This window comes from Mariprofundus sp. NF (assembly GCF_013387455.1).
Lineage (GTDB): Bacteria > Pseudomonadota > Zetaproteobacteria > Mariprofundales > Mariprofundaceae > Mariprofundus.
In genome coordinates, this window is record NZ_VWNC01000002.1 from 165,168 (window position 1) to 187,285 (window position 22,118).

Genomic DNA, 22,118 nt, shown 5'->3' on the forward strand with positions numbered 1-22,118 from the left:
CATTACCTCCACGCCAGCCAGAAGTCGATAATACCATCCAGACCCGGAGTATAGATGAACATACCCATTACAAAGATCCAGCCCAGTGTCCATGGCAGGAAGATTTTCCAGCCCAGACGCATCATCTGATCATAGCGGTAGCGCGGGAAGGTTGCGCGGAACCAGATGAAGACAAAGATCAGGAATGCGGATTTACCCAGCAGCCAAACTGTGCCCGGAATAACATCCAGCGCAGGGATCGGCGCATACCAGCCACCCAGGAACAAAATCGAGGTCATCAGGCTAATCAGAATCATGGCGCCATACTCAGCCAGTGAGAATGTGGCGAACCACATGCCTGAATACTCGGTGTGATAACCGGAAACCAGCTCTTCGGTTTCAGTCAGATCAAACGGGGTACGTCCAACTTCTGCACAGCCTGAGATAAAGTAAACAATCAGCATCGGGAAGAGAGGAATCATATACCAGTGTAGGATACCGCCAGCCTGAGCATGTACGATATCAGAGAGATTCAGAGAGCCGGCCAGCATCATCACTGTTACAAGGCCGAAACCCATAGAGATTTCGTAGGAGATCATCTGACAAGTCGAGCGGATCGAGCCGATAATCGGATACTTGGAGTTCGAGGCCCAGCCCGCCATCAGTATGCCATAGATAGAGAGCGAAGAGATCGCCATCACATAGAGTAGCCCCATATTGAGATTAGAGATCGCCATCACATGAGGTGTATCCCAGATGCCAAACAGCGAAGTCTCACCAAAGGGAACAACCGCAAAAGCGATCAGTGCAGGAACCAGTGACATCAGCGGCGCACCGACAAACAGTAGCTTATTGGCACGAGCTGGAATAATCGTCTCTTTCAGGAACAGCTTCAGACCATCAGCAAGCGGCTGCAGCAATCCTGCAGGACCTACGCGGTTACAGCCCTGACGAACCTGTACCCAGCCGATAATGCGGCGTTCAAAATAGGTAATATAGGCAACGGAGAGCGCAACAGGAGCTGCGATCGCCAGAATTTCCAGCGCCCAGATACCGGCCTGAATGGCCATATCAACTACACTCATTCGGCACCCCCACCAATAGAAGCCGCCGTGACATCAGAGAGATCACCGGCAACGCCACGCTTGGCTATAAACAGTACGCCCGGTGCCACATCTTCACGAACACCCACGTTAAAGTTCTGCTCACCCAGGAAAGAGCTGACCTTAAGATCACCGGCACTCAAACCCCTGGCCGCCAATGTATCCGGATGTACCAGCACATCATCCAGAGCATTACGTACACCCGCCTCAGAGAGAAGCGCGGAAGCGCGGGCCCACATGCCTTCGCGGTACATCGAATAACGGCTGACCACATCCAGCTCGAAACTATCTGTTCTTGCCGCTGGCAACGCAGCTGCATCACGATTACGGGCCGGAGCAATCAACTCACCATCACCACTATCGCACCAGGCATCAGAGAGTGATGACATACGTGCACAAACTTCTTTACGCAGCTCATCCAGACTCACAACAGGAACTTCGCCACCCATCACCTGAATAAGGCGCATCATCACCTTCCAGAGCGGACGCTCCTGACCCAGTGATTTAATGGGATTGGTTGCCACACGAACGCGGCCTTCCATATTTACAAAGGTACCTTCAATTTCGGAGTAAGCGGCAGCAGGAAGCTGAACTTCCGCATATTCACCCATCTCACCAGAAATCGCACCCACCTGAACCAGTGGCACATTCTTCAACGCTGCCTTGGCAGCTGATGGGAACAGCCCGTCACCAACCGGATCACTTCCAACAAGAATCAGTGCATCAAGTTCACCTGCAGTTGCTGCAGCAAAAATCTCACCGGCACTCACACGTGCATCACCAAACACAGCAGATAACGTCTGCGCATTCACACCCTCAGGAATAAGGTTGCGACCATCATTACCAGCCTCGGCATGACCACAGGCGCGCATCAGAAGATCAAGACCGTGAATCAGAGCCGCTGCATCTTCATGGGAGCGAATCTCTTCACCCACCAGCAGTGCACAGCTTTCAGACATCAACGCATCAGCAAGAATTTTACCTGCTTCGTGACGATCAGAGACCGCACCCAGCCAGGCATCAAAACCGGCCGCTGATTTACCCAGTTCGGCAACCTGTTCCATGGCGCGTGCAATTACAGCATGCCAGTCACGAGGACGAATCAATGCATCGCTGCTGATATCCATATTGGTACGATAATTCATAGCGCCTATGCGTGATACAGGCTTGCCTGCACGGCCACGCTTATTCAGTCGCTGCTTAAGAAGCGGCAGACGCTGACGCAGATCTGAACCGAGAATAACAACCTGATCGGCATCTTCGATCTGGCTGGTCGTCATGGCCAGCCCCTCTTCAAATGCAAACGGGCGCATATCGCGGCGATGCAGATCAAAAGCAACCTTGGCATCAGGGAAAAGTGCCTCACGCATCAGCCTGATCGCCACATGCCCTTCAACACTCCACTGCGATGAGAAGAGAATGCCCACTTTCTTATCTTTAAGCAGATCAATAGTACGATCAAATGCATCATTCCAGTCAACCGATTGCAGCACGCCTTCCTGACGAACCATAGGTGAGAGGATGCGGTTGTCGGAACGGAAGGCGTCATAAACATAACGACCACGATCACAGATCCACGGCTCAGGACTGCCATCGACAGAACGAATCCGCATCACTTCATCGCCACGCGACTCAATAGAGATATCACAACCATTTGGGCACTCGGTACAGGTACTTTTATGACGGGTCATCTCCCATGGACGGGAAACATCATGCGATGGTTTATCCAGCAGTGCTCCAACAGGACAGAGATCCGGCAGGTTGCCGGAGAGTTCTGAGGTGAGCGCACCTTCAACAATACCGTTAATGGTCATATGATCGGAACGATTCAGGACTCCGATATCGCCAGTGCCAGCCACTTCATCGGCAAAACGGACGCAACGGGTACAGTGAATGCAGCGGGTCATGCAGGTATTAACAAACGGACCCAACTCATAATTGACGGCAGCACGCTTGGGCTCTGTGTAACGCCCCTTGGAAGAACCATGCTCAACAGCATAATCCTGCAGCTTGCAGCTACCACCCTGATCACAGACAGGACAATCAAGTGGATGATGAATGAGCAGATACTCCATCATCATCTCACGATCTTTTTCCAGAGACTCACTCTCGGTTTTTACTTTCATGCCTTCGGAAACAGGTGTGCAGCAGGAAGCGGTAGGTTTACCCCAGCCCTCAACCTCAACCAGACACATGCGGCAGTTGGCTGCTACGGAAAGTTCCGGGTGGTAACAGAAGTATGGAACATCAACATCATTCTCGCGGCACGCTTCCAGAATACTGGTGCCCGGTGTTACTTCGACTTCTTTGTCATTAATAAATAGCGCAGTCATTCTGCATTCTCCGCCAGTCGGGATTGCACATCTTCAGGAAAAAACTTGAGCAGGGAGAGAACAGGTGCAGCAGCGCCCTCTGCCAGTGCACAGATCGTGCGTCCGGACATATGCACGGAAGCATCATTCAATACGGTGACATCATCTGCACAGCCTTTACCATTCTCAACACGCGTCATAATACGCTCAAGCCAGCCTGTACCTTCACGGCACGGCGTACACTGACCGCAGGACTCATGCGCATAGAAATGGGTCAACCGACGGGTAACGGCAACAAGATCAGCCGTCTCATCCATCACGATGATGGCTCCGGAACCAAGGAACGAACCCGCTTCCATCATGGCATCATAGGTCAATGGTGTGTCGTAGTGCTCAGCAGTCAGCCACGGCGTGGATGAACCACCCGGAATAATCACCTTAGGTACCGTACCGTGCTGCAGACCACCGCACTGCTCTTCAATCAAGCTCTTCAGTGATGTGCCCATGGGTACTTCGTAGTTGCCCGGTTTGTTAACATGGCCGGAAACCGAGAAAATCTTGCAGCCGGTATTGTTAGGAATACCGATCGATGCATGCCACTCGCCACCAAACTTCAAAATGGCAGGGATCGTAGCCAGTGTTTCCACATTGTTCACTACGGTCGGACAACGGTAGAAGCCTTCAACAGCAGGAAATGGAGGCTTGAAACGCGGACGACCGGGCTTGCCTTCCAGAGACTCAATCAGTGCGGTCTCTTCACCACAGACATAGGCACCGGCACCGCGATGAACTGTCAGGTTCATGGAATAACCGCTACCGAGAATATTCTCGCCCAGCAGGTTGGCCGCATACGCCTCAGCAATCGCCTCATTGAGCACATTCGCTTCGTGCAGGAACTCACCACGGATATAGATATAGGCATCGTGCACATCAAGTGCAAAGCCGGCCATGATCATGCCCTCAATCAGCAGATGCGGATCAAAACGCATAATATCGCGATCTTTATATGTGCCCGGCTCACCCTCATCAGCATTGCAGAGCAGATAGGTTGGTTTGCCTGTATTGCGCGGCACAAAGGACCATTTCAGACCAGTTGGGAATCCGGCACCACCACGGCCACGGATACCTGAAGTTTTTACTTCACCGATAATTTTCGCCGAGTCGAACTCTTTGAAGACTGTCGGCAGGAACTCATAAGCGCCGTTCTCGCGCGCCACTGAAAGTTTGTTCTGGTTGGGAATATTAATGCGGTCAAAGCAGATCTGGGTGACCTGTTTAGGATCGGAGGAGATCATGCGTCACCTCCTGCGCGAACCTGAGTAATCAGGGCATCCATCGATTCAGGTGTAGCCTTCTCATGATAGATATTATTCACCTGCACCACAGGCGCACCACCACAAGCTCCGGCGCACTCCACCTCAGCGATGGTAAACAGTCCGTCTGGCGTAGTTTCACCCATTTTGATGCCGAGACTGTCACACATGTGATCAGCCAACTCATAAGCACCATTGAGCATGCAGCCTGCATTGGTACAGACCTCAAGCAGATATTTACCGGTAGGCTGCTCTTTGAACATGGTATAAAAGGTCACCACTTCACGCACCTGCATCAGACGTACGCCCAACACTTCGGCGATCATCTTCTGCGCATCCATCGAGATATAACCAAAATCTTCCTGCGCCATATACAGCACAGGCATCAGAGCAGAGAGCGGCCCCGGATAACGTTTCACCAACTCGGCGATTTCGGCCAGACGGTCGTCACTGAAGCGAACTGTATCCGCACTCATCGGTCAACCTCCCCAAATACAATATCCTGTGTACCAAGGATCGCCACCACATCGGCAATCATGTGGCCACGACACATGTAATCCAGCGCTTCAAGATGGGCAAAGCCCGGCGCGCGAACCTTCATTCTGTACGGCTTATTGGAACCATCGGAAACAATATAGACCGCGAACTCACCCTTCGGATGCTCAACGGCCTGATAGACATCACCAGCAGGCACATGGAAACCCTCCTGGAAATATTTAAAGTGATGAATCAGCGCTTCCATATCACTCTTCATCTCAGCACGCTTCGGATTGGTCAGCTTATAATCATCAATTTTCACAGGACCCGGGTTATTGGCCAGCCACTCAACACACTGTGCGATGATGCGATTGGATTCGCGCATCTCTTCAACACGCACAAGATAACGGTCATAACAGTCACCGGTCGCACCAATCGGAATATCAAAATCCATCTTGTCGTAGACATCATACGGCTGCGTCTTACGCAGATCCCATTCGATGCCGGAGCCTCGGATCATCGGGCCGGTAAAACCCATGCCCAGCGCGGTCTCCTGATCAACAACTGCAATATCAACATTGCGCTGCTTCCAGATACGGTTTTCAGTCAGCAGGGTCTCATACTCATCAACATAGGTCGGGAAGCGTTCAGTGAAACCTTTGATCTTCTCCAGTAACCCTTCAGGAAGATCCTTGGATACACCACCGGGACGGAAGTAGGCCGCGTGCATGCGCGCGCCACTCACCTCTTCGTAATAATCGAACAGATCTTCACGTTCACGGAAGCAGTAGAGGAACACGGTCATCGCACCGATATCAAGTGCAACCGCGCCCAGCCACATGCAGTGATTAAGAATACGGGTGATCTCGGCATACATCACACGGATATACTGGGCACGCTCAGGCGCCTCAATACCAAGCATCTTCTCAACAGCCAGTGCATAGGCATGCTCATTGGCCATCATCGAGACGTAATCAAAACGGTCAAAATAGGGAACATTCTGCAGATAGGTTTTGTATTCGAACAACTTCTCGGTACCGCGATGCAGCAATCCGACATGCGGATCAGCCTTCTCGACCACCTCGCCATCAAGCTCAAGCACCAGACGCAACACGCCATGTGCAGCAGGATGCTGGGGACCAAAGTTAAGGGTATAGTTTTTAATCTCAGCCACGATCAACCCCCGGCCATGTCCGCTCAATCAGCACACGTTCCTCAAGCTGATTCGGACGATAGACACAGCGCCACTGCGCATCATCAAAGAACATCTCAACACGCCCCATCATCGGGAAATCCTTACGCAGCGGATAACCTTCAAAACCGTAGTCGGTCAGCAGACGACGCAGATCCGGATGATTGTTAAAGATAATGCCGTACATATCGAACGCTTCACGCTCGAACCAGTTGGCGGTCGGCCAAACTTCAGTCACAGAATCCACCAGATCGCGCTCATTAGCACCAACCTTCAGGCGGATACGACAATTTCTGGAGATTGAAAGCAGATTATAGACCACTTCAAAACGAGGGTTCGCATCACTCCAGCCCGGAAGCTCACTATTATCCACACCACAGAGATCCATCATCTGCTCATAACCCTGTTCATTTTTCAGGTAGTGACAGGCATCTACAATTGACTCACGCGCCAGTGTCACCACTTCGCAATCAAGGGCTGCAACAACGCTGAGCACCTGATCGCCAAACTTCTCGCGCAGGCCTTTGACCTCTTGCGAAACATCGGTGGCCGCTGCCACCCCGATATCATCCTGTAACTTTTCGTCTGTCATCTTAACCTACCGCGCAATCGTGTTGGTACGTTTGATTTTTTCCTGCAGCTGAATGAAGCCGTAGAGAAGCGCCTCGGCAGTCGGAGGACAGCCCGGCACATAAATATCCACCGGCACGATGCGGTCACAGCCCCGCGTTACCGAATAGGAGTAGTGGTAATAGCCGCCACCATTGGCACAGGTGCCCATCGAGATCACCCAGCGAGGCTCGGACATCTGATCGTAAACTTTACGCAGCGCAGGTGCCATCTTGTTGCAGAGCGTGCCTGCCACCACCATCACATCAGCCTGACGTGGGCTTGGGCGGAACACGATACCAAAACGGTCAAGGTCATAACGGGATGCGCCAGCGTGCATCATCTCCACCGCGCAGCAGGCCAGGCCAAAGGTCATGGGCCAAAGTGATCCACAACGGGCACCGTTGATGAGTTTATCAGCCGTAGTGGTGATAAAACCCTTTTCGAGAATGCCTTCTATTCCCATTGCAAGGCTCCTTTCTTCCACGCATAGATATATCCAACCAGAAGCACCAGCAGGAACAGAACCATTTCGACAAAGCCGAACAGGCCAATCTGATCCAGCACGATGGCCCACGGAAAGAGGAATGCGCATTCAAGGTCAAACACAACAAAAAGAATTGCTAACAGATAGAAACGAACATCAAACTGAAGCCGCGCATCTTCGAATGCTTCAAAGCCACACTCATAAGCCGAGAGCTTCTCGGCATTTGGCTTCTGCTCCGCCAGGAAAAGCGTAAGCACAAGCGGAGCTGCCCCCATAGCAATGGCGACCAAAATAAAAATAAAGATCGGTGCGTATTCGTTCGCGAGATAAGCCGCGCCCATGGAATCCCCTCCTCTCTAAACTAAAACCCCTGCCTCTACCCTCGAAAGCAGGGTGTGCTTGCTACCACTAGGGCGCCATTTGGTCAAGCATATTGGAGCGCTTTAACCCCATGAAAACTACGGAGAAATTAGCAGGTTATAAATATATTTTTACTATTTTTTGTTGCTAATACTGGTGATAACAACCTGAATTTGTTCGCCTGCAAGATCGGGCCTCTCTTCCCGCAACCAAAGGGCCAACATTCTTACACAATGAGAACCGCAAGATTGTGGCCGCAGGAAATTCAGACCATCACAGCAGGCGTTGTCCGGGGCTCTATATTTGCAGAGCTGTGGGCTGGCGGTCCATTCAGGGAGCAGGGAGAGACTCATAATATAATTATATAGACGAGAAATTTGGGGAGTGCAATTTTTTTGGTTGGTGGGATGAGGGTAATTTGGGCCATTAGTGGGACTACTCGGGGCTCCTGCCCCTCGCCCTTCGGGCCGTCGCTAATGCGACGTTCAATCCTACGATCCTGCTGAATTGTACCTCGAGGATCCTGCCCCTCGCCCTCCTGTCGCAGGCGGCGGGACGGACTGCGGGCATCCTGCCCTTGCCCTTCGGGCGCGGTTTGCGCGTCTAAATCGACAATCCTGTCGATTTATCGAACCGGGCTTCGCAGGCAACTCAGCCCTGACACATCATCCATAAACAAGAAGGGCCTCCCGATGGGAAGCCCTTCTTGTTTATGGTGGAGGCGGCGGGACTCGAACCCGCGTCCGAAAACCATCAGCTCATGGTTCTACATGTGTAGTCCGTTCGAGTAGCACCCTTTGAGAACCAAACGGACAAAATGCCCAAAGGGTCGATTCGTAGCTATTTAACCCTACAGACCACGAGTCTCCGTTCTGTAGTAGCGATTCCATCTAAATGACCCTGGATTCCCAATGGATGGACACCTCAAGAGCAGGGTAACTTACGCAGCGTAAGCTAGTTCTACGTCGTCGTTTGCAATTATTGCAAGTAGCCTTTTTAACGAGAGTGCCATCCCGACATGCCCCACAAGGTTCAGTATCTTCGTCGATACCAAGTCGCCCCCGTGTGAAGCGCGCACTTTATGCCTATTGAATCAGCCAAACAACCCCTGCAACAGCAGGCCCAGTGCAAACAGTGCGCCAACCCAGTGCGCCTTGAGGAAAAATGAGAAGCCCCAGGCTTCACCTTCGCGCAACAGGCGCAGAGAGAGCATCACCTGCAACGCCATGCCAGCCACCCAGCCCACCATCACCCAGAAGCCTCCGGATAGAGAGGTAACCAGCGCCAGCAATACCATCACAGCAAGCCCCAACACCACCACTACCGGCACAGCGCGCTCCCCCAGCCAGATAGCTGTTGATTTCACACCAATCTTCAGATCATCAGCCCGATCCCCGAAGGCATAAGCGGTATCATAGGAGAGCGACCAGCAGACATTGGCCACAAACAGCAACCACGGAATCGGCGAATCAAAGGCTGAACCGGTCTCGGCAGCCCAGGCCATCACCGCACCCCAACCAAAGGCCATACCAAGCCAAGCCTGTGGAAAATGAGTGTAACGCTTCAGGAAAGGGTAGAGAGCAGCCAGCACGGCGCCAACAACGGAGAGAGCCACCACATAGAGCGAGGTCATTGCCACCAGCAGCAGCGCCGCCAGCAGCATTACTACGAAGCCAATCAGTGCCGCACCCGGCGCAATCCGGCCTGCAGCAATCGGACGCGTCTTGGTGCGCTCAACATGTGGATCAAAATTGCGATCGGCATAATCATTTATCACACAACCGGCAGAGCGCATCAGCAACACACCGAGAATAAAAATAACTGAGTTTTTCAGGGAGGGCTGACCACCCGATGCGGCCAGCAGCCCCCACAATGTGGGCCAGAGAAGCAACCAGTAACCCACAGGCCGATCAATGCGCAGCAGCCTGTACCAGTCACCAGCTGAACCAAGCGGCGAAAACTTCATGTCAGGCGATTAACTTTCCCGAACGTTGTAACGACGGGCAGATGATTCCAGACGATTCCACATCTCGGGATGAAACACCTCAACCACAAGTGCGCGCGTTCCGGATGGCGAACGCAATACTGAGCGCCGGGCCCAGCAACCATTAATGCCTCGCTCACTCTCAATCTGTGTCACACAGAGATCTGAACGGGAGAGGGAGAGGCCACGATCCAGCAGCAGGTTACCCAGAGGGCGCTTGCCCTCCTCCAGGTCAGAGATCAGATCGGCAGGCAGGTCTTCCAGTGGCAGTACCGATTCAGCATCAAACAGCACAGAACCACGATGCATCAGAGAGACCTGACGGCGCAGTGATGGCGCATCATTCTCGCAACCCAGCAGAGCCGCCTCTTCTGGTTGCGCCTTATCAACAAACTGATCGTGCAGACGCACCTCCAGTTTGATGCCGAAGTGGCGCTCAAGAAAACGTGTCAATGAACCCGCCGTAGTCAGAACAGCAGCGGGATTACGGCTGAGACCCGCCTCTTCCGCCTTCCAGTAGCGAACAGGTTGCCAGTTTTGTGATTCAAGGGAGCCGAAGAACATATGCGCATCCTGTGGCATGCAGCCTCCGGGTCAAGATGATTCGCACCATCACGTCATGCAACCGACTTGCACATTGCAGACAAATCAGGCCGAATTCCAGCTATGACATGCCGCCTCTATATTGAAGATGAATTAATCCCCGGCAGCAGCATCGAGCTGCCGGCCGATCAGGAACACTACCTGCGCAGTGTCATGCGCCTGGGTGCAGGTGATCCGGTGATTCTGTTTAATGGCTCAGGCGGTGAATACCATGCCGTTGTTAAATCCCTCGCCAGAGGAGAGACCACGCTTGCTATTGAATCTTTTTCAGAGGTGAGCCGCGAAATGGCTTGTCGCATTCATATTGTACAGGCCGCCTGCCGCAGTGAGAAGATCGACTCCATTCTTCAGAAAGGCACGGAGCTGGGTGCGGCCAGCTTTCATATCATGCGCAGTGAGCGCACAGCACTCAAGCTTGATGGCATCAAGCTGAACAGACGCATGGATCGCTGGCAGAAGATTATTATTGAAGCAGCAGAGCAGAGCCAGCGCACCATCGTTCCCGCAATCACCTGGCATGAGAAACTGAGCGACACGCCGGCCCATGGTCTCTGTTATACATTGCATCCTGCAACTGAAACAAGCTGGGCCAATGAGAAGCCAAACATGCTTGCCGCCGATGAGATTACACTGGCCATCGGCCCTGAAGGCGGCTGGAGCGATCGCGACATTGAAACATTGAAGGCAAGCGGCTTTGCCAACCTCACCTTCGGCCCGCGCATCATGCGCACAGAGACAGCCGCCCCCGCCCTGCTGGCTGCAATCGGCTCACTGATCGACAGTTAAGGGTTCAATCTCCTGCAGCGCGTTATTTGATAACAACACCCTTGATCACAACCGGCGTTACAGGCACATCATTGTGACCTCGTGCTGAACTGGTTGGCACCATGGCAATTGCATCAACGACATCCATGCCTGCAGTCACCTTGCCAAATACGGTATAACCCCAACCATTGATATTGCGGGAGCGGAAATTGAGAAAGGCATTATCCTTCAGATTGATGAAAAACTGGGATGTGGCTGAGTGCGGATCTGAGGTGCGCGCCATGGCAACTGTACCACGAAGGTTTTTCAAGCCGTTATCAGCTTCACTATTGATCGGCGCAAGCGTTGTCCTCTCCCTGAAACTGGCTTCGTAACCTCCACCCTGAATCATAAAACCGGGAATAACTCGATGGAAAATGGTGTCATCATATGCAGCAGCCAGCGCATACCTGAGAAAGTTCTTCACACTCTCCGGCGCTTTCTCTGCATAGAGCTCAATCTCGATATTGCCTTTGCTCGTCTGGATTTCAACATGCCTGTTGCCCTCAGCAGCGCCAGCCTGCATAGCCGAAACAGCCAGCAGCGAACAGAAAGCAGCAACCTTAATCAATCGTTTCATACTTACATCTCCTTGTCTGCCAGCCAGCAGAACAGCAAACCTATGGATTAGAGAGAGTCCCATCAATCAGACAAAAAATCTCAAACATCTTGAAAAAGCGTGATCTGGATCACGGTTTGACACCTTTCACTGAGCAGTGTTCCGCGCCCCTTGCCAAGAGGGCAGTAAAATAAAGGAGTAGATCATGATCAAGTTCGACATTGCATACGCAACGCTGACACTCGCCTGTTTTTTCGTAGCCGCCTCAATTTAATAACCTGAAGAGAGGTGTGACCCTGAACACAGCCACACACAACCGATTCATCCGACACTACCTCCATCAACACGACTGGAGGTTTTTTTATGCTTAAATTTGATATCGCCTATACGGCTCTGGCACTAAGCTGCATTTTCATCGGCACATCGATCTGATTTTTCAGAGCACGCTTAACTATTTAACATAGTGTGACATCTGCCACATTGCTGACACGCCAGCACTGCATACTTCCCCCCATCACACGGCTCTGGAGGGAGACATTATGTTTGAATTCGATATTGCTATTTCACTGATTACACTGACCGGTTTTTACGTTGGCGGCGCACTGATCTAAGATGAATGTGGTTAGCTACTGCTAATCATCACAAGGATTCACAACGAGCGCTTGAGGTGGATCGTTAGCTTCCCATCAACAGCAAAAACACGCATGCGATCAGGCACTTAGATGTTGATAACGCGAAGCAAGCGTCTGCAGATCCATCCAGCTTTTCTGTTTCTGGGCTGGTGAGCGCAACAGGTAGGCAGGATGATAGGTCACCCAGACCGGTATGCCCTGATAATCATGCCAGTGGCCACGCAGTGAGCCCAGCGGAGCATCCGTCTCCAGTACAGTCTGTGCTGCCACACGCCCCAACAGACAGATTATCTTCGGCTGCAACAGCTCAAGCTGCTGCTCAAACCATAAATTACAGGATTGCACCTCATCGATACGCGGGTCGCGATTGTTCGGCGGCCTGCATTTGATGGTATTCATAATATAGACCCGGTCCCGATCCAGATCGATTGCAGCCAGCATACGATCAAGCAGCTGACCGGCACGCCCGACAAACGGCTCACCCTTCAGATCCTCATCACGCCCCGGCGCCTCGCCGACAAAGACGATGTCAGCAGTTTCACTACCGACACCAAACACCACCTGCGTACGCGTTTCAGCCAGCCCGCAAAGTCGGCATGTTGCCGCCTTCTCGGCCAGAGCAGAGAGACTGCCAAAGTTCAATTCAGAGGCTGCGGTCTCAGCCTGCGCAACAGGTATAATCGGAAGGTCAACAACCGGAGCTTGCTGTGGCGTTGATGCAGGCAGAGCAGATGCAGCCGCAGACTCCGGCGCTGGAATTTCCGGCCAGGATGTAAAAAGGGAAACCGGTGTCTGCACACCGATTTCCCTCAAATACGTTTTTAGAAATAGCTCGTTTTCGGCCAAAGCCGGAAAACTCTCTTCAGACTTAACCGAGCAGAGCGTCTACATTGGTATTGGAACCAAGATAGACAGGCACACGCTGATGCAGTGCTTCCGGCTCAATGTCGAGCACGTTAATGCCGCAACTCATCGCCTTGCCACCCGCCTGCTCCATCACAAAGCCCATTGGGATCGCTTCATAAAGCAGACGCAGCTTACCAGTCGTGTTTTTCTCATCCGCAGGATAGAGGAATACGCCACCCTTAAGCAGAGTGCGGTGCATATCAGCCACCATAGCGCCAACATAACGCATGCCAAGACCAGTCTCGGATTTCATGTTATCGAGCTTATCACCCATGCCATCCAGCCACTTGTCCTTGTTGGACTCATTGACTGAGTAGTAACCGCCGGTTTCAGGAATACGAATATCCGCATGGCTGAGTTCGAAACGGGCATTGTTAGGGTTAAAGGTGTAACCGTGAACACCTTCACCTACTGAAGCAACCAGCATCAGCGATGGGCCATAAAGCACATAACCTGCTGCGATCACACCCTGACCCGACTGCAGTGTATCAGATACATGCGGACGCTCGGAGTTGGCTGTTTTACGTTTTACAACGGAGAAGATGGTGCCGACCGGACCATCGACATCCAGGTTGGATGAACCATCCAGTGGATCTACCAGCACCAGATAATCGGCGTGGCTATACTCTTCAATCACCAGCAGCTCTTCCTGCTCTTCAGAACCTACCGCACATACAAAACCTGTAGAACGCATCTCATCGAGAAAGATCTCATCGGAGAGCACATCCAGCACCTGCTGCTGCTCACCCTGAATATTTTCGCTACCTGCACCACCGAGTGCGCCTCTGAAAACTGCGCCGCGTAGAACCGCTGCAATCTCAATTGCTGCGCGTCCGACACCTTGAATAATCGGCATCATCGCAGCGCCATTGGCACCCTGTTTGGCAATATTGTTCATTGTCGTTGGCATATCCCCTCCCAATCTTGGCTTTACCGGCCCCCTGTAAGCAGGGTGCCCTGAAGATAAAGCGCGGTCATACTATCCAATCAGAGGCAGAATTACAAAACCCGGAACATCACTGCTGTCAGACCAGCGCCTTCAACAATTTTCCGTGAATCCCCTCGAAACCGCCGTTGGAGAGGACCAGCAGATGATCTCCGGATTCACTTGTTGCTGCGACACAGGCAACAATGGCCTCCACATCTGAGATCATCGATGCATGGCTGCCGATCTGCCGACACACCTCTGCCGCATCCAGCACCTCATCAGCTTGAAGGTTGCGATCTGAGGGGGCTGCAAAAATCACCTTGTCGGCCGCATCGAAACAGAGCGGCAGACGATCCTGATGAATGCGAGTACGCATGGTGTTGGAGCGTGGCTCAACAATCACCCAGAGCTTGCCTTCAGAACCCGCACGCCGCATCGCAGCCTTGGCTGCAGTAACCATATTGGTGATAGCTGTGGGGTGATGCGCAAAATCATCAAACACTTTCACGCCACCAGCCTCACCAACCAGTGTCATACGGCGACGGATACCGGAAAAGCTTGCGAATGCAGCGGCAATATCACTGCGTTCCACACCCATCAACGTGGCCGCAGCAGCAACTGCGCAGGCGTTAGCGGCATTGTGCAGCCCGATCATCTGCCACTCACACTCCAGCCAGGGCTCACCGTTGTGATAGATTCTGAACAGCGCGCCATCGTCACTGAGGGGCTGCCACTGCCACTGGGCGGAAGCATGGGGATAGCGGCCAAAGGTAGTGACCGGCGTCCAGCAACCACGATCCAAGACATCACTGACATCCGGCTCATCAGCGTTAGCAATAATATTGCCGTCAGCAGGCACGGTGCGCAGCAGATGGTGAAACTGTGTTTTGATCGCTTCCAGATCAGGAAATATATCGGCGTGATCATATTCAAGATTATTAAGAATCAATGTGCGGGCATGGTAGTGCAGAAATTTACTGCGTTTATCGAAAAAGGCGGTGTCATACTCATCCCCTTCCAATACAAAGGTTTCGCCCGCACCAAGGCTTGCGCCACCACCGAAATTTTCAGGCACGCCGCCAATCAGGAAACCCGGCTGCCTGCCTGCGATCTGAAGCAGATGCGCCATAATCGAAGCGGTCGTTGTTTTACCATGTGTGCCGGCCACAACCACGGCATGGCGACCCGGCAGAATATGATTACCGACAAACTCAGGTCCTGAGCAGTAGGCCAGACCACGATTGAGAATGGATTCCACCTCAACATTACCACGACTCATAGCATTGCCGATCACACAGAGATCAGGTGCCGGTTGCAGATTTTCGATAGCAAAGGGGGCGATATCAACACCGAGCTCAGCCAGATAATCGGACATCGGCGGGTAAACTCCGGCATCAGAACCGGTGACGCGATAACCACTGGCTTTGGCCAGTGCGGCAATCGCAGCCATGGCGGTACCGCAAACGCCGAGAATATGAATATGTCCTTTTGTTATATCATCTGTCATGAGCAGTGAATCATAGAGGTGTAAGGCAACAAATTAAATCAAAAAGACTTTTAATTTAAAATCGTACATTATTGGCCCATGGTTCTACATACTTTACCGCACATCACAGTCGAAACCGGCCCCAATCCGACCGCCACGATCATCTGGCTGCATGGTCTGGGTGCTGATGGTCACGATTTTGAGCCGATTGTACCGCAACTTGGCCTGCCCTCCGGCCTTGCAGTACGTTTTATCTTTCCACATGCCCCCTCGATGCCGGTAACACTCAATGGCGGCTATATCATGCCCGCCTGGTACGACATCAAACAGACCGATCTCGGCATTGAACATGATCGCAAAGGCATCAAAGAGTCAACTGCCGACATTCAGCTACTGATCGAGCAGGAGCAGATGCGCGGCATTAAAAGCAGTCGCATTATCCTTGCCGGTTTCTCTCAGGGTGCAGCGATGAGCCTGCATGTCGGCCTTAGCCAGAGCCCGCCACTGGCAGGCATCATGGCACTCTCCGGTTATCTGCTGCTGCCTGATCAGATAGAACGATTTAAACCGGCAGCGCTGAACACCCCAATCTTCATGGCTCACGGCATCAATGATCCGGTTGTCCCCTACGCTCTTGGTGACAGCTCACGAAGGAAGCTTATGGCTGCTGGCTGTGCCATTGAATGGCACAGCTATCCGATGCAGCACAACGTCTGCCCAGAAGAGATTCGCCATATCGGCAAGTGGATTAACAGCATCCTGACAACAGAGGATTAACAGACACCGTTAATCCGGGGCTACCTCGTCATGCATATGCCGCTCACCTCTGTAAAAACGGCAGAGCAGAGAGAAGAGAATCGCCGTGCCCAGCATCAGCAGGGTAAAGAAGATAAAGTAGTCGGCACCAGCCAGCAGTGACTCTCCCGTTTCATTGTGAATAAAGAAGTTCACAACACTGGTAAACAGATTACCGACAGAGATCGAGAGCATGAAAAAAGCCATAACAAAAGATTTCATCGATTTCGGTGCCTGCGTATAAGAGAACTCCAGACAGGCGATTGAGATCATCACCTCAGCACAGGTGATGAGAACATAGGCCAGCAGCTGCCAGAGAATGTGCGGACTCAAGCCTTGATCAATCTGCAACTGAATCCAGCAGGGAATAGCAAAAGCAATCACGGTCACAAACATACCAATGGCCATCTTGCCTAGCTCCGTCAGCGCAAAACGAGACTCGATTGCCGGATAAACAAGGTAGGAGAAGATTGGAATCAGCAGCATCACCAGCAGCGGATTGGCCGCCTGCATCTGTGAGGGCAGAATCTCAAAACCAAATAGCATCCGATCCATCTGCTGCGCCTGCAACACCCAACTGGAGCCTGTCTGATCAAACAGTGACCAGAATACCGCCACAAAGAGATAGACCAGCGCCAGTCGCCCCAGTGTCTTAAGCCCAGCGCCACTAAAAGCCTCACGCAGAAAACCCAACCCTGCCGGTGGCAGATGCGCAAAGCGGTTGCGCCCGGACCAGAACAGCAGGGTTGCCACCAGCATCAGAACGCCCGGCACGGCAAAGGCCACCGCTGCACCGTAGTGCTGCAGCAACCACGGCGTGGCCAGCATAGAGAGAAATGCCCCGAGATTAATCGCGAAATAGAACCAGCCGAATACCCGCGAGAGCAGATGTGCATTGGATTTACCAAACTGATCACCCACATGGGATGAGACACACGGCTTTATGCCCCCTGCCCCCAGTGCAATCAACCCCAGCCCAATGGCCAACCCCACTTTGGAGTGATCCAGTGCCAGTGCCAAGTGGCCCAGACAGTAGATGATCGACAGCAGAATAATGGTGCGGTATTTGCCAAGCAGCCCATCGGAGATCAGTGCCCCTAGCAGTGGCGTGAAATAGACCGCCGAAACAAACAGATGAAACCACCCCTTGGCTTGATCCTCACTCATCATTGCAGCCGTTCCATCACCATTGAGCAGGTACTGCGTCATAAAGATAATCAGGATGGCACGCATGCCGTAATAGCTGAATCGCTCAGCCCCTTCATTACCGACAATGAAGCCGATACCCGGTGGCAAATGTTTGATTGCCAGCGGTGCGGCGCGGTATTTATTGCCCTTTGCCATGGCCAGAGAAGCTGCCACTGTAATCAGACATGGGAAGCCCTTGCGATTGCCCACCTTAATCCCTAATATCCGCCGCCCTTGTGAAGCGCACCATTTTCACATGGAACTGGAGAGATGTCTGAGTGGTTGAAGGAGCACGCCTGGAAAGCGTGTGTACGTGAAAGCGTACCGAGGGTTCGAATCCCTCTCTCTCCGCCATTTTATAAACGGATGGCTTTTTGCCATCCATTTATAAAATTTCGGGATCGAGGTCTTGAAGAACCCTCTTGGGTTCGACAAATCGGCACGACAGCCGATTTGAACGCGCATAGCGCGCCCGAAGGGTGGAAGGCATGGATGCCTGACATTAATCCCTCTCGGTGAATAGATCGCCTCTCCCGAGGTTTTAATTGAGACCCCGTCTCGATACCAATTTCCACACCCGTGGAACCCAGGTGTCGTCCGGGTCGGGCCCCGCACGGCGGACCCCTGTGAACCCCGTCAGATCCGGAAGGAAGCAGCGGCAGCAGGACGAAGCGCGTTGCGGATCTGTCCGGCTCGGGCGGCGCATTTTTTTTCAGCGCCCTCAGCCTAAAAAAACAATCCAGCCTGACCTTTTCTATTTGGTAATTTAATTAAGCATCACCAATCAGAATAGCTTCTTCACAAATGCATCAACCTCTGCAGCACTACCCTTCACATAGATCATCTGCTGGTTATTACCCGGATTGATCACTGCTTCTGTCTTGACCTTAAACTTCGTTTCAGTCCTGACTAAACTTATGTCTGAGCGCTTTAAAGTGACTGTGATTTTACGCACGTCAGCGTTTCCTGTGCTGCAAACAAGCGTTGTCTTGGTGACTACACAATCGTTAACGTTGTGCTCTCCATTGGCGAACTCCGCATTAGCCTGCGTAGTCAAAGCAAGAAACATAGGAATAAAGATAATTTTTTTCATGAACGCCCTCCTGGACAGATATGAACACTGTTTTCCAAATGGCGGATCTGGCCGAGAATAGATCCAATCTACGCCTTACTATGATTGTAGACGAGAACGGTGCATTAGCCAAAGTCGATTACCCTCACCTAATGAGTCGAATGCTACTTCCGACCAGACATGGCCATTAAAACCTCGAAAAGCATCAACCATATGAGAGCAACATTTCATTGGAACTAAAGCTTGTGTAGTCGTTATGATGGCTGATTAAGGTGCCATTCTTACACAGTTTTTACCAGCCCGTTTAGCTTCGTAGACACCATTGTCTGCTGCTTTTATCAAGGCATCGCAGTCCACCATGCCTGAGGTTCGCACACCCAGCCCAACACTGATACTTCCACACCAAACACCATCACCCGTTGGCACACGAAGCTCGGACACTTTCAAACAAACTTCCTCTGCAATGCTCGTTGCGCTCTCTTGATCAGTATTCGGGCAAATAATAAAGAACTCATCTCCACCCAGACGACAAACTATATCCATATCTCGCACAGCACGCTGGAGTGTCTTGGCCAACTCACACAGCACACTATCACCAGCATCGTGCCCATAAGTGTCGTTCACTTCTTTAAAGTGATCGGCATCAATCATCATGCAGGCCATAGGAGTGCCATCATACGATGACTTGTCCCACAAAGATTCAAGCTGACGCATGCAGTGGCGCCTGTTAGGAAGCTTGGTTAGCACATCAGTAAGTGAAATCTCCTCCAGATGAATATTTGCTTCTGATAAGGCTTTAGTACGTTCTAAAACCTTCTCCTCCAGAGATTGATTCAATCTATTTAAATCAATGTTTTTTGCCGTTGAGCGACTCAGTAATTCATTAACTGTTTCAAGCAGAGGCTTCATCACGATATTGCTTTGTATCTCCTCCTGGTAAGCATCTGCCGGAGTGACACCCGATTCAATGGATCTAATCTGTCGCGCCAAATTCTGGTCAGTACCAAGAATGTGAAAAGTGAGCCAATGGCACAAGAAGTCTAACAAATAACTGATGGTTTCAGGTTTTTCCAGATCAACTTTTTCACGTATTGAGACTATGCCTTCAAGGAAATCAGTATGTGTTTTGTGATGAACCTCAAGGTATTGCGGATCTAAATTAGACTCACACATGAAATCTTCTTCGCATTGAAAGTGGTAAGCAGAATAGTCTGTCAGCTCTTTGAATATAGGTTCAACTTCTTCCAGTGTAGTAACACCTTCAGCGACCTTCTCCCCTAGCTGGTTAATAATATCCACTAATTTTTTATGCTGCTGGTCTACTTCAGGTAAGCCTGTGATGAAATTTTCATTCCAATAAAATGTATCCATACAGTTATAACCTCACATTGCTACCAATGATGTACTCAGGCAAATGACTGGTCAAAGAAAACCCACTAAGATGATGGCAGATGAACAACGATTTCCCATCCCTTTTCTCCATCTGTTTGTAGCGGAAGTTGGCCGCCAGCAGTCCTTCATACAGCGTATGCAAAACAGGCCGAGTTTTCACCCGACCTGTCTCAATACTGCAATAAACTTTAAACGTTCGAAGCGTTATGCATTGGACATATGCACATCCCTCTGTGGGAACGGGATGGTGATATTGTTGGCATCCAGTGCCATTTTCATCGATTCATTCACTTCAAAGAAAACATCCCAATAATAATCAGGATGGCAGTGTGGTCTGACTGCGAGATTCACAGAGCTATCGGCCAGCTCCAGCACACCCACAAACGGGGCCGGCTCCTGCATCACTTTTTCATGTTTGGTCAGCACATCCATCAACACCGCTTTTGCTTTGCTAATATCTTCGTCATAAGCAATACCAACACTCAGGTCGACTCGAATCTTACCCTCAACGCTATAATTAATAATAGAACCGTTTGAGGTTGCACCATTGGGAATAATGATCTGCTTCATATGCGGGGAGGTAAGGATGGTGTTAAATATCTGCACCTCTTTCACCACACCGAGATGGCCTTGCGACTCAATCAGATCACCCACCTTATAGGGTTTGAAAAACATAATTAACACGCCGCCTGCAAAGTTGGCCAGGCTGCCCTGCAACGCCAGGCCAATCGCCAAACCGGCTGCACCGAGCACGGCCACAAATGAGGTGGTGGCGATACCGATCATCGAGGCAACAGAGATAAACAGCAGCACCTTCAGCACCCATGTCACCAGCCCTGTCATAAATGGAATCAAGGTTGGCTCCACCTTGGACTTCTCCATTGAAAGCTTCATCAACCTGCCAATGCCGCCAATAACCCACAGGCCTACCATCAGCGTGATGATGGTTAACACCAGTTTAGGCGCATACTCCAATCCCAGCTCATAGGCTTTCAGGGTAAGTGCCTGCATCTGTTGCACTGCATTATCTATTTCGTTCATTTGCCACCTCTATCAGTCTGTCATATCTCTTCATTGCTTGATGATTACAGCAACCTTCTGCCTTCACAAGCACCATGACCGAAAGAGTAATCACCCCCTATTTCAAACGCATGTGAAAAAGTTCACACGACATATCCACCTCTCTCCGGCACAATAGCCATTAATTATATCTATTGAGACTGAGGAGCAAGGGGATTCAATGGGGCATCCGCTGATTATAAACTTGATCACCGCACTGCAAATTCCCGGAAACCATTTCCAAACAAACACTGTAACCGGTCTGTTTCGATGAAAAAGGATCATATCAAACACGAATTGATCGTAATATTTGCAATCGTTTCTGTCTCATTTCTTGTTTTTACTCAAATCGATGTTCTTGAAATGATCGTAGCCCTCTCTGCAAAATATGAGCATTATGAAATAGATGAGCTTGTCGCAAGCGCCATCGTTTTCGCAGGCTGCATGGTCTTTTTTTCCATCAGACGCTGGCGAGAGTCGCATCGATACAACAAGCTGCTCACCCTGAAAAACAGTGAACTCCAAACTGCTCTTAACGAGGTTAAAGTACTGCAGGGGATACTTCCTATCTGCTCATACTGCAAAAAAATCAGAGACACAGATGACTCATGGAAACAGCTGGAACATTACATCCACACCCATTCCGATGCCCAATTCAGCCACGGCATTTGCCCGGAATGTAGTGACATCGCCATGAAAGAGTTAAATGAAATGTCCTCAAACAAAGACGAATAAGCTTTCTGCAAAGAATAGTCGTCTCAGCCATGCGGCTTCAACACCTCCCAACCATCGAAATAAACTGTCTCTGACTCCATCGATTACTTGGGATAACAGTCCACGGTAGCGAGAAGAAGACCTTTTTATTCAGACAAAAAAAC

The 22,118-nt window shown here is 51.2% G+C and carries 21 protein-coding genes, 1 tRNA gene and 2 other RNA genes; 5 read left to right on the plus strand and 19 right to left on the minus strand.

Annotated features, from left to right (window positions below):
• Positions 1-2: 2 nt before the first annotated feature.
• The 11 genes from nuoH to F3F96_RS03700 all read right to left on the minus strand — a co-directional run bounded on the left by nuoH (position 3) and on the right by F3F96_RS03700 (position 10,398).
• Positions 3-1,064: an NADH-quinone oxidoreductase subunit NuoH gene (gene nuoH, locus F3F96_RS03650; RefSeq protein WP_176961903.1), complete on the minus strand. Its 1,062-nt coding sequence runs from the start codon at positions 1,062-1,064 to the stop codon at positions 3-5.
• On the minus strand, positions 1,061-3,415 hold the full coding sequence (nuoG, locus tag F3F96_RS03655; RefSeq protein ID WP_176961904.1) for an NADH-quinone oxidoreductase subunit NuoG: 2,355 nt from the start codon (positions 3,413-3,415) through the stop codon (positions 1,061-1,063). Before nuoG ends, nuoH begins: the two co-directional genes overlap by 4 nt.
• Positions 3,412-4,689, minus strand: coding sequence for an NADH-quinone oxidoreductase subunit NuoF (gene nuoF, locus F3F96_RS03660; protein WP_176961905.1), 1,278 nt, complete (start codon positions 4,687-4,689; stop codon positions 3,412-3,414). Before nuoF ends, nuoG begins: the two co-directional genes overlap by 4 nt.
• A complete protein-coding gene (gene nuoE, locus F3F96_RS03665; protein ID WP_176961906.1) occupies positions 4,686-5,183 on the minus strand; it encodes an NAD(P)H-dependent oxidoreductase subunit E in 498 nt (165 codons plus the stop codon). Before nuoE ends, nuoF begins: the two co-directional genes overlap by 4 nt.
• Positions 5,180-6,358, minus strand: a complete 1,179-nt coding sequence (locus F3F96_RS03670) for an NADH-quinone oxidoreductase subunit D (RefSeq protein ID WP_176961907.1) — start codon at positions 6,356-6,358, stop codon at positions 5,180-5,182. The genes nuoE and F3F96_RS03670 overlap by 4 nt, the downstream gene beginning before the upstream one ends.
• A complete protein-coding gene (locus tag F3F96_RS03675) occupies positions 6,351-6,968 on the minus strand; it encodes an NADH-quinone oxidoreductase subunit C (RefSeq protein ID WP_176961908.1) in 618 nt (205 codons plus the stop codon). The genes F3F96_RS03670 and F3F96_RS03675 overlap by 8 nt, the downstream gene beginning before the upstream one ends.
• A 6-nt stretch (positions 6,969-6,974) precedes the next feature.
• Entirely contained in the window at positions 6,975-7,451 is a 477-nt protein-coding gene (locus tag F3F96_RS03680) for an NADH-quinone oxidoreductase subunit B family protein (protein WP_176961909.1), read from the minus strand.
• Positions 7,442-7,813, minus strand: coding sequence for an NADH-quinone oxidoreductase subunit A (gene ndhC, locus F3F96_RS03685; protein ID WP_176961910.1), 372 nt, complete (start codon positions 7,811-7,813; stop codon positions 7,442-7,444). The genes F3F96_RS03680 and ndhC overlap by 10 nt, the downstream gene beginning before the upstream one ends.
• Before the next feature lie 732 nt (positions 7,814-8,545).
• Positions 8,546-8,895, minus strand: a transfer-messenger RNA (tmRNA) gene (gene ssrA, locus F3F96_RS03690).
• A 30-nt stretch (positions 8,896-8,925) separates the two neighbouring features.
• Positions 8,926-9,798 (minus strand): 4-hydroxybenzoate octaprenyltransferase, encoded by an 873-nt coding sequence (locus F3F96_RS03695; RefSeq protein WP_176961911.1) that lies wholly within the window; start codon positions 9,796-9,798, stop codon positions 8,926-8,928.
• Between the two features lie 9 nt (positions 9,799-9,807).
• Positions 9,808-10,398 (minus strand): chorismate lyase, encoded by a 591-nt coding sequence (locus F3F96_RS03700; RefSeq protein WP_241697639.1) that lies wholly within the window; start codon positions 10,396-10,398, stop codon positions 9,808-9,810.
• A gap of 84 nt (positions 10,399-10,482) precedes the next feature.
• Here F3F96_RS03700 and F3F96_RS03705 point away from each other — a divergent pair, with 84 nt between their 5' ends.
• On the plus strand, positions 10,483-11,205 hold the full coding sequence (locus F3F96_RS03705; protein WP_176961912.1) for a 16S rRNA (uracil(1498)-N(3))-methyltransferase: 723 nt from the start codon (positions 10,483-10,485) through the stop codon (positions 11,203-11,205).
• Between the two features lie 22 nt (positions 11,206-11,227).
• Here the strand turns inward: F3F96_RS03705 and F3F96_RS03710 are convergent, their stop codons facing one another.
• The 4 genes from F3F96_RS03710 to mpl form a co-directional block, all read right to left on the minus strand.
• Entirely contained in the window at positions 11,228-11,803 is a 576-nt protein-coding gene (locus tag F3F96_RS03710) for a peptidylprolyl isomerase (RefSeq protein ID WP_176961913.1), read from the minus strand.
• A 689-nt stretch (positions 11,804-12,492) separates the two neighbouring features.
• Entirely contained in the window at positions 12,493-13,212 is a 720-nt protein-coding gene (locus tag F3F96_RS03715; RefSeq protein WP_370465495.1) for a uracil-DNA glycosylase, read from the minus strand.
• A gap of 70 nt (positions 13,213-13,282) precedes the next feature.
• Positions 13,283-14,230 carry a class 1 fructose-1,6-bisphosphatase gene (locus tag F3F96_RS03720; RefSeq protein WP_176961915.1) on the minus strand — a complete coding sequence of 316 codons (948 nt, stop codon included), beginning with the start codon at positions 14,228-14,230 and terminating at the stop codon, positions 13,283-13,285.
• A 115-nt stretch (positions 14,231-14,345) separates the two neighbouring features.
• Positions 14,346-15,755 (minus strand): UDP-N-acetylmuramate:L-alanyl-gamma-D-glutamyl-meso-diaminopimelate ligase, encoded by a 1,410-nt coding sequence (mpl, locus tag F3F96_RS03725; RefSeq protein ID WP_176961916.1) that lies wholly within the window; start codon positions 15,753-15,755, stop codon positions 14,346-14,348.
• A 78-nt stretch (positions 15,756-15,833) separates the two neighbouring features.
• On the opposite strand from mpl, the gene F3F96_RS03730 reads away from it, so the two are divergent.
• On the plus strand, positions 15,834-16,511 hold the full coding sequence (locus tag F3F96_RS03730; protein ID WP_176961917.1) for an alpha/beta hydrolase: 678 nt from the start codon (positions 15,834-15,836) through the stop codon (positions 16,509-16,511).
• Between the two features lie 9 nt (positions 16,512-16,520).
• Here the strand turns inward: F3F96_RS03730 and F3F96_RS03735 are convergent, their stop codons facing one another.
• A complete protein-coding gene (locus F3F96_RS03735) occupies positions 16,521-17,873 on the minus strand; it encodes a POT family MFS transporter (RefSeq protein WP_176962192.1) in 1,353 nt (450 codons plus the stop codon).
• 108 nt (positions 17,874-17,981) lie between these two features.
• On the opposite strand from F3F96_RS03735, the gene F3F96_RS03740 reads away from it, so the two are divergent.
• Positions 17,982-18,071, plus strand: a tRNA-Ser gene (locus tag F3F96_RS03740).
• A gap of 246 nt (positions 18,072-18,317) precedes the next feature.
• Positions 18,318-18,414, plus strand: an RNA gene (gene ffs, locus F3F96_RS03745) — signal recognition particle sRNA small type.
• Positions 18,415-18,501: 87 nt separating this feature from the next.
• On the opposite strand, the gene F3F96_RS03750 is transcribed toward ffs, so the two are convergent.
• From F3F96_RS03750 to F3F96_RS03760, 3 genes are all read right to left on the minus strand, one after another.
• Positions 18,502-18,810 carry a hypothetical protein gene (locus F3F96_RS03750; protein ID WP_176961918.1) on the minus strand — a complete coding sequence of 103 codons (309 nt, stop codon included), beginning with the start codon at positions 18,808-18,810 and terminating at the stop codon, positions 18,502-18,504.
• Between the two features lie 246 nt (positions 18,811-19,056).
• On the minus strand, positions 19,057-20,160 hold the full coding sequence (locus F3F96_RS03755) for a GGDEF domain-containing protein (RefSeq protein ID WP_176961919.1): 1,104 nt from the start codon (positions 20,158-20,160) through the stop codon (positions 19,057-19,059).
• Positions 20,161-20,385: 225 nt separating this feature from the next.
• Complete coding sequence (locus tag F3F96_RS03760) at positions 20,386-21,222, minus strand: mechanosensitive ion channel family protein (protein WP_176961920.1); 837 nt, start codon at positions 21,220-21,222, stop codon at positions 20,386-20,388.
• A 288-nt stretch (positions 21,223-21,510) separates the two neighbouring features.
• Here F3F96_RS03760 and F3F96_RS03765 point away from each other — a divergent pair, with 288 nt between their 5' ends.
• Complete coding sequence (locus F3F96_RS03765; RefSeq protein WP_176961921.1) at positions 21,511-21,975, plus strand: hypothetical protein; 465 nt, start codon at positions 21,511-21,513, stop codon at positions 21,973-21,975.
• Positions 21,976-22,118: the final 143 nt, after the last annotated feature.

Bases quoted from the DNA above. Each gene is read 5' to 3' on its own strand.
- nuoH (WP_176961903.1), bottom strand. From the start codon at position 1,064: ATGAGTGTAGTTGATATGGCCATTCAGGCCGGTATCTGGGCGCTGGAA.
- nuoG (WP_176961904.1), bottom strand. From the start codon at position 3,415: ATGACTGCGCTATTTATTAATGACAAAGAAGTCGAAGTAACACCGGGC.
- nuoF (WP_176961905.1), bottom strand. From the start codon at position 4,689: ATGATCTCCTCCGATCCTAAACAGGTCACCCAGATCTGCTTTGACCGC.
- nuoE (WP_176961906.1), bottom strand. From the start codon at position 5,183: ATGAGTGCGGATACAGTTCGCTTCAGTGACGACCGTCTGGCCGAAATC.
- F3F96_RS03675 (WP_176961908.1), bottom strand. From the start codon at position 6,968: ATGACAGACGAAAAGTTACAGGATGATATCGGGGTGGCAGCGGCCACC.
- F3F96_RS03680 (WP_176961909.1), bottom strand. From the start codon at position 7,451: ATGGGAATAGAAGGCATTCTCGAAAAGGGTTTTATCACCACTACGGCT.
- ndhC (WP_176961910.1), bottom strand. From the start codon at position 7,813: ATGGGCGCGGCTTATCTCGCGAACGAATACGCACCGATCTTTATTTTT.
- F3F96_RS03695 (WP_176961911.1), bottom strand. From the start codon at position 9,798: ATGAAGTTTTCGCCGCTTGGTTCAGCTGGTGACTGGTACAGGCTGCTG.
- F3F96_RS03700 (WP_241697639.1), bottom strand. From the start codon at position 10,398: ATGCCACAGGATGCGCATATGTTCTTCGGCTCCCTTGAATCACAAAAC.
- F3F96_RS03705 (WP_176961912.1), top strand. From the start codon at position 10,483: ATGACATGCCGCCTCTATATTGAAGATGAATTAATCCCCGGCAGCAGC.
- F3F96_RS03710 (WP_176961913.1), bottom strand. From the start codon at position 11,803: ATGAAACGATTGATTAAGGTTGCTGCTTTCTGTTCGCTGCTGGCTGTT.
- F3F96_RS03720 (WP_176961915.1), bottom strand. From the start codon at position 14,230: ATGCCAACGACAATGAACAATATTGCCAAACAGGGTGCCAATGGCGCT.
- mpl (WP_176961916.1), bottom strand. From the start codon at position 15,755: ATGACAGATGATATAACAAAAGGACATATTCATATTCTCGGCGTTTGC.
- F3F96_RS03730 (WP_176961917.1), top strand. From the start codon at position 15,834: ATGGTTCTACATACTTTACCGCACATCACAGTCGAAACCGGCCCCAAT.
- F3F96_RS03735 (WP_176962192.1), bottom strand. From the start codon at position 17,873: ATGGCAAAGGGCAATAAATACCGCGCCGCACCGCTGGCAATCAAACAT.
- F3F96_RS03750 (WP_176961918.1), bottom strand. From the start codon at position 18,810: ATGAAAAAAATTATCTTTATTCCTATGTTTCTTGCTTTGACTACGCAG.
- F3F96_RS03755 (WP_176961919.1), bottom strand. From the start codon at position 20,160: ATGGATACATTTTATTGGAATGAAAATTTCATCACAGGCTTACCTGAA.
- F3F96_RS03760 (WP_176961920.1), bottom strand. From the start codon at position 21,222: ATGAACGAAATAGATAATGCAGTGCAACAGATGCAGGCACTTACCCTG.
- F3F96_RS03765 (WP_176961921.1), top strand. From the start codon at position 21,511: ATGAAAAAGGATCATATCAAACACGAATTGATCGTAATATTTGCAATC.